This window comes from Flavobacterium sp. J49 (assembly GCF_011742145.1).
In the GTDB taxonomy this organism is placed as follows: domain Bacteria; phylum Bacteroidota; class Bacteroidia; order Flavobacteriales; family Flavobacteriaceae; genus Flavobacterium.
Map to the genome: position 1 here is coordinate 283,005 of NZ_JAAQQU010000099.1, position 6,433 is coordinate 289,437.

General features: G+C 39.4%; 2 protein-coding genes. Both read left to right on the top strand.

What is annotated here, in order from left to right:
• The coding region (locus HA632_RS05570; RefSeq protein WP_176306224.1) for a T9SS type A sorting domain-containing protein at positions 1-504 on the top strand (504 nt) is incomplete at its 5' end.
• Positions 505-801: 297 nt separating this feature from the next.
• Positions 802-6,433 (top strand): S-layer family protein (locus HA632_RS05575; protein WP_176306225.1); only part of this gene is annotated, 5,632 nt, incomplete at its 3' end.

The window sequence follows — 6,433 nt, forward strand, 5'->3', positions numbered from 1 at the left end:
ACAAGTGCCACTCAATACCGTTTCCGCTTGGAATTGTTTGATGAAATGTCGCCAACTCCGGAAGTACCGGTTTACAGCCAGTATGTTGACAGACCGGTTAAATACGTTAGTTTAAACCAATTTACAGGACTTCAGCCGGGTGTTACTTATGTAATTACAGTGGCGGTTGAAATGTTTGGAGAATTTGGGCCATACGGAAAAGACTGTGCGGTGACAACTCCTGCATTTGCTGCTAAATCAACACCGGCTATGGTTACAGGATTTGAGGCAACGGTTTATCCGAATCCGTTTACTACAAACTTCACTTTAGCTGTTGAGACATCAAGTCAATCTTCTATCGATGTTAAAGTATATGATATGGTTGGAAGATTAGTTGACCAAAGAACCGTTTCGGTATCAGAATTAAAGAAAGGCATCTTAGGTGACCAATACCCAAGTGGTGTTTACAATGTAATTATCACCCAAGATGAAGTAGTAAAAACACTTCGTGTAGTGAAAAGATAAGTTTAATTAAAATACCGGGCATTCTTATAATATGCTTAAAATAAAATCCCCTGTCTCGTAATCATGAGAAGGGGATTTTCATTTTAGGGATTTAAAAGTTGCGTTGTAGCTTTCTTAATGTGCTTAAAAAGCAGTAAAATTCTTTCTTTATAATCTTAATTTAAGATTTTTTTATCGACAAACTACCTAAAAAATCGACTAAAATAATGTTTCTAATTGGTTAACAATTAGTTAATATCTTTTTATTTGTAAAAGACAATTATTGTTTAGTTTTACCACTGCTTTAAACTTTTTTATATGAAAAATATTTTACTTTTTAGAAAGCCAAAAGGGCTTTTGTTTTGGAGTTTTGCTTTGCTTTTTTTGCTTTTCCATGGAAAGGGATTTGGGCAAGTTGTTTTCACTGAGAATTTTAATTATACTAGTGGAACAACTTTGATTTTAAATGGTTATACTGCTTCCTCAGGTACTGGGACAAATAACTTGACCGTTGGGGGTACGGGTCTAACATATACCGGATCTCCTTCTAATGGAATTGGTGTTGGATTACCAATGACAACAAGCGGTGAAGATGTCGGGAAATTATTCACCTCTTCAATAACTAGCGGAACAGCTTACATGTCTTTTTTGGTTCGTATTAGCGCAGCTCAATCAACGGGAGATTATTTTACAGGAATTTTTACAGGCACAGCTTCATCCCCAGGTTTTGGTGTTAGAATCTATGCTAAATCATCAGGAGCAGGATTTGTGATGGGGGTTGGTAAAACAAATGCAACACCAGTCTATGATACTGGAGTTTTAACTTTTAACCAAACATATTATATTGTTGCTAAGTATACTTATAATACAGGAACGGCTACGGATGATACTGTTAGTTTATGGGTTGTTCCTTCTTTTGTTCTGGGAGGTACAGAGAGTACTCCAACTTTGACAACGGGTAGTGGTGCAACTGACCAAGGTGCATTCACGGGAGCTTATTTTAGACAAGGGACTGCTGCAAATGCTCCAACACTTATAATTGATGGCGTAAGAGCAGGTACTACTTGGGCAAGTGTAACTTCTGCATCATCATTAATTAATGGTGGAGGTACCTCTACTACAGCTTTTTCAACGACTTATGGAACCGCTTCAGCCTCTCAATCTTTTGCTGTTTCAGGATCCTTACTTACTAATAATTTAGTAGCAACAGCACAAACCGGTTTTGAAGTGTCTAGAAATGATGATGTTTCTTATGGGGCTAGCGCTTCTTATACTGCTGCTGAAGCTAATGCCGGAGGCATCTCTTTTTTAGTGAGGCTAAAAGATAACGCCAGTGCCGGAAATTATAATGGACAAAATGCTGTGGTTCTATCCAGTGGTTCTGCAACAACTGTAAATATTGTTACTTCTGCTTCCGGAAATACAGTAAGCCCTTTAGGGTTAACCATTACCGGATTAGATTCACAAGACAAGCAGTTTGACGGTACTACTACTGCTACTTTGATAGGAACTCCAACGCTAAACGGCGTATTGTTTTCAGATGATGTAGTTTTAAGTGGTACGGCTGTAGCCAATTATTCTTCGGCTGCAGTTGGCGGACCTTATGCCATTACTGTTACCGGATTTTCCCTTAGCGGAACCAAAGCCGGAAACTATTCTCTTGCACAACCTACGGTTACTGATAGAAGTATTACTCCATCAAGTTTGTTGAATCAAGTTATAACCTTTCCATCACTCACTGATGTCCTTTATGGAACGGCTAGTGTGGCTTTATTGGCTACCTCAGATAATCCGGAAGGGAACCCAATCACATACTCTAGTTCTAATACTAGTGTAGCCACAATATCGGGTAATACCGCTGTAATTGTTGGTGCGGGCACGACTACTATCACCGCCTCACAAGCCGGAAGCGGTACTCATAATCCAGCTATTGCTGTAACACAAAATTTGACTGTTACCCCATTAGGGATTTCCATTACCGGAATTTCTGCTTTGGATAAACCTTATGATGGTACAACAATAGCTACCTTGACGGGAACTGCTGTCTTGGATCCAGCACCAATTAATGGAGATGATGTTACTATAAGCGGTACGCCTATTGCAAATTTTGCAACCGCTGATTCGGGTTTACAAGCTGTAACCGTCTCCGGTTATACCCTTGGCGGAACAAAAGCCGGAAATTATTTGTTGACACAGCCGGTTATTGCCAATGCGACCATTACACCATTGACACAAACCATTACCTTTTTTGGTCCGATTCCAACTTTAACGTCATTAACGCCGGCCGTTACCTTATCAGCTACTGCCAGTTCAGCGTTGCCTGTGACTTTTGAAAGTTCAGATACCAATGTGGCTACAATTGATGGGAATGTTCTAACTATTGTTGGTATAGGTTCGGTAACTATCACTGCCAAACAAGCCGGAAACACCAATTATGCTGCGGCACCTGATTTAATGCAAACCAGATTGGTGGAAACGGCGCTGTATTTGAACCAGTTTACCGGTACTACCGGGACTTGTCCAACTCAAGGAAATATTCCTGTTACTGCATTGAATTCTTCAGGAAATGAGGCGACAAGGTCAACTGTGGTTTGTGTTACCTCGGCGAATTTGTTTACTTCCAATACATTGAACAACACAGCTTCAATTAATAATGCTTCCTACGTACAATTTTCAACTACTGCAGCCACAGGATATCGGTTAAATTTAACAAAGATGTCATTTTTGCGTTCGGGAAGTAATACTGCTCCGAATCAATTGGAAGTGCGTTATAGTATAGATGGTTTTGCTACTTCTACTTCAATGGGTAATATAGCTTTAACGCCAACAAGCGCAACTACCTTAACTTGGGATTTTGATGACTTTGTTTCTCCAGTCAGTGGAACGGTAACTTTCAGATTGTATCCCTATGGTACACAAAGAGTAGACTTAACAGGTACTGCTGCATCATCAGCAGGGACTTTCAGGTTAGATGATGTAGTGATTTATGGAACAGTTGAATCTGCTCCACCCACTGTGACAACTACTTCACCTGCTTCAAATATTACATCAACCTCTGCAACTTTAGGTGGGAATGTTACCAACATAGGTGGTTCGGCCATAACCGGAAATGGAATTGTTATAGCATTGACCAGTGATAATCCGAACCCTACAATAAACGGTGCCGGAGTAACTCAGGAGGCAAATGGTAGTTTCAGTACCGGTACAGGAGTGTTTACTTTAGGCACTACTGTTTCTTTGGCATCGAATAAACAATATTCTTTCCGTGCTTATGCTGCGAATATAAACGGTACCGTTTATGGAAATTCAGTGACTTTTTATACTTTGGCCCAAACTCCAACCACGGCAATTACTGTAAGTAATCCGGAGGTGGATAGTTTGGATTTAGATTTATCCGCTGCATCATCACCCAATACAGATACCCAAATTGCTATAAGAGTTCAATCGGGTTCCAATACTTATTATGTTCAATCAGATGGAACTTTAGGGGCTACTGCAGTTTGGCAATATGAAAACGGTTCCTCGCAAACGCCGCAATGGTCTTCTGCATTAACAGTTACAGGTTTGTTAAGTAATACATTATACACTTTTGATGTAAAAGCCAGAAATGTTGCTGCTGTTGAAACAGGTTTCGGACCAACAGCAAGTGGTACCACTTTGGAAAATTTAGCAGCGTTTTTAACTGTAACTACACCGTTAGCTGATTTTGTGAATGTTTGTACTACAGGATCTAACTCATTCGGAATAGGAAGTTTTACTTTTGATGGTGCCAATTTGAACAGTACTAATTTAACTGTTGGTTCATTATCTACTGAACTTACTTTTTCATTAACACAAAACGGTACTTATTCCAATCCGTTGTCTATTACTAATTCTTCAACGTCATTAACAGCTCAACAAGTTTGGGTTAAGTTTACTCCTTCTACAACAGGTGCTTTTAGTGGAACAATTGCTGTAAGTGGAGGTGGACTTTCCCCAGATTTTACATTTGGAGCTACTGGAACCGGAGTTAATACACCAGTTTCGGTTACCACAGGTTTGGCTTCCGGTATAAGTTCTATAGGAGCTACTTTAAGCGGTTCGTATGCTCAAGGTTGTTCCGAAGTGACTAATTCAGGAATCGAGTATAGTATTAATAACAATATGTCATCTAGTACTACAGTTGCTTTGAATACTGCGGTTACCGGTTTACAAGCGAATACAATTTATTATTACAGAGCTTTTGCTACAGATGCAACAGGTACTGTTAACGGAAGTGTTCTTAACTTTACTACTTCAGGCTTAGCTGCTCCAACTGCTAATGATGTTTCAAATGTTGCTCATAATGAATTTACGGCTAACTGGACCGCTGTTGACGGAGCTAGTTCTTATAGGCTAGATGTAAGTACATTACCAAATTTTGGAACTTCAACTACTAACTTGAATCAAACTTTGGTTAGTAATTCAGGAACTATAGGAGCAAGCGGATGGACTGAAACCAATGTAACTCAGGGTTCGGGTGGATATTTAAGCCTAGTGAGTAGTTCATCTACTGTTATTTCGCCAACTATTGATTTGACTAATTATTCTAATATCAATCTTAATTTTAAAGCCAGAACTTTTGGTGGAGTTAATGCTTCTAATAATACCATTACAGTCTCAATAACGACCAATAATGGTTCTAGTTGGACCACATTGGGTACTCGTATCCCACTCAATACAACCTTGAATGCCATGACTTTATTTAATCTAAGTTCTTATACCGGTTCACAGGTTAAAATTCGTTTTCAAACGTTGGGAGCCAACGGAACTGTTGGAGCGGGTATAGATGATATTATAGTTACAGGTGATGAATCCTATTTCACCCCTAGCTTTGTTTCCGGTTATCAAGATTTAAACGTTGGAAATGTTGTCAGTTATGATGTTGATACCAATATAAACCCTCTTACTCAATATTATTTCAGAGTAAGAGCTTTTAGTGCTAACAGTACTTCTGCCAATTCAAACACAAAATCAGTTACCACAACGGCTTCACCACCAACTTTTGGCAGTGTTTCCCAAAGTTTAGCTGAAATTATTTGTGATGGCAGTGAGGGTACTTTCAATATTACAGGTTTATTACCTCAAAGTACTTCTACCATTACTTATAATATTAATGGCGGTTCTAATCAAACAGTTGCCGGCGTTGTAGCTAATCTTTCAGGCTTTGCTACTTTCGCAGTTACTTTACCGGCATCTTTTAACGGACAAACCCTTACAATTACTCAAGTTGAAAGAACTGATATTGCCAGTCCTATCTTGACTGTTACAACAAATAATACCGCTGTCATTGCTGTTCAATCCAAATATTTATTCTATGTTGATGTTGATGGTGATGGTTACGGAAGCACTACCAGCAGTATGGAATGTTCTTCCAGTGCTGCTGTAGCACCAACAGGATTCTCTACTAACAATACTGATTGTAATGATGGCAACGGTGCTATTAATCCTGGTACTTCAGAAATCAACTTCAACAATGTTGACGAGGATTGTGATGGTTCTAAATTCAACGGTCATGCGCCTGTTGTTTCTAACATTACCACAGCAAGTGGTACTTTGGCTGCGATGACTACGGATATTTCTTGTTCTGTGGCTACTAATACAACTCCTTATTCAGGAAGTTCAGTTGTACACAAATTCAAAGTAACCAGAACTTCTCCGGCAGCTGCTCCTGTAGAGTTTGAAAGAGCTTCGCGCACATTCGCTATTTCAGAATTGGCCATTGCAGCCTATTCAGCCACATATGAAGTTCAGGCTACGGCTATCGTAAACGGGGAAGAGCAACCTTACAATGGTAATACAGCCACTTTTACTACGCCTGCTGCACCGGTTATTCCGTTAGTTTCTCAAGTAGTTACGAACCAATGTAACCAGACTTTGGCTACGATTAACTCTTATATCTATGCCAATAACAGCACTATGTATAATAATG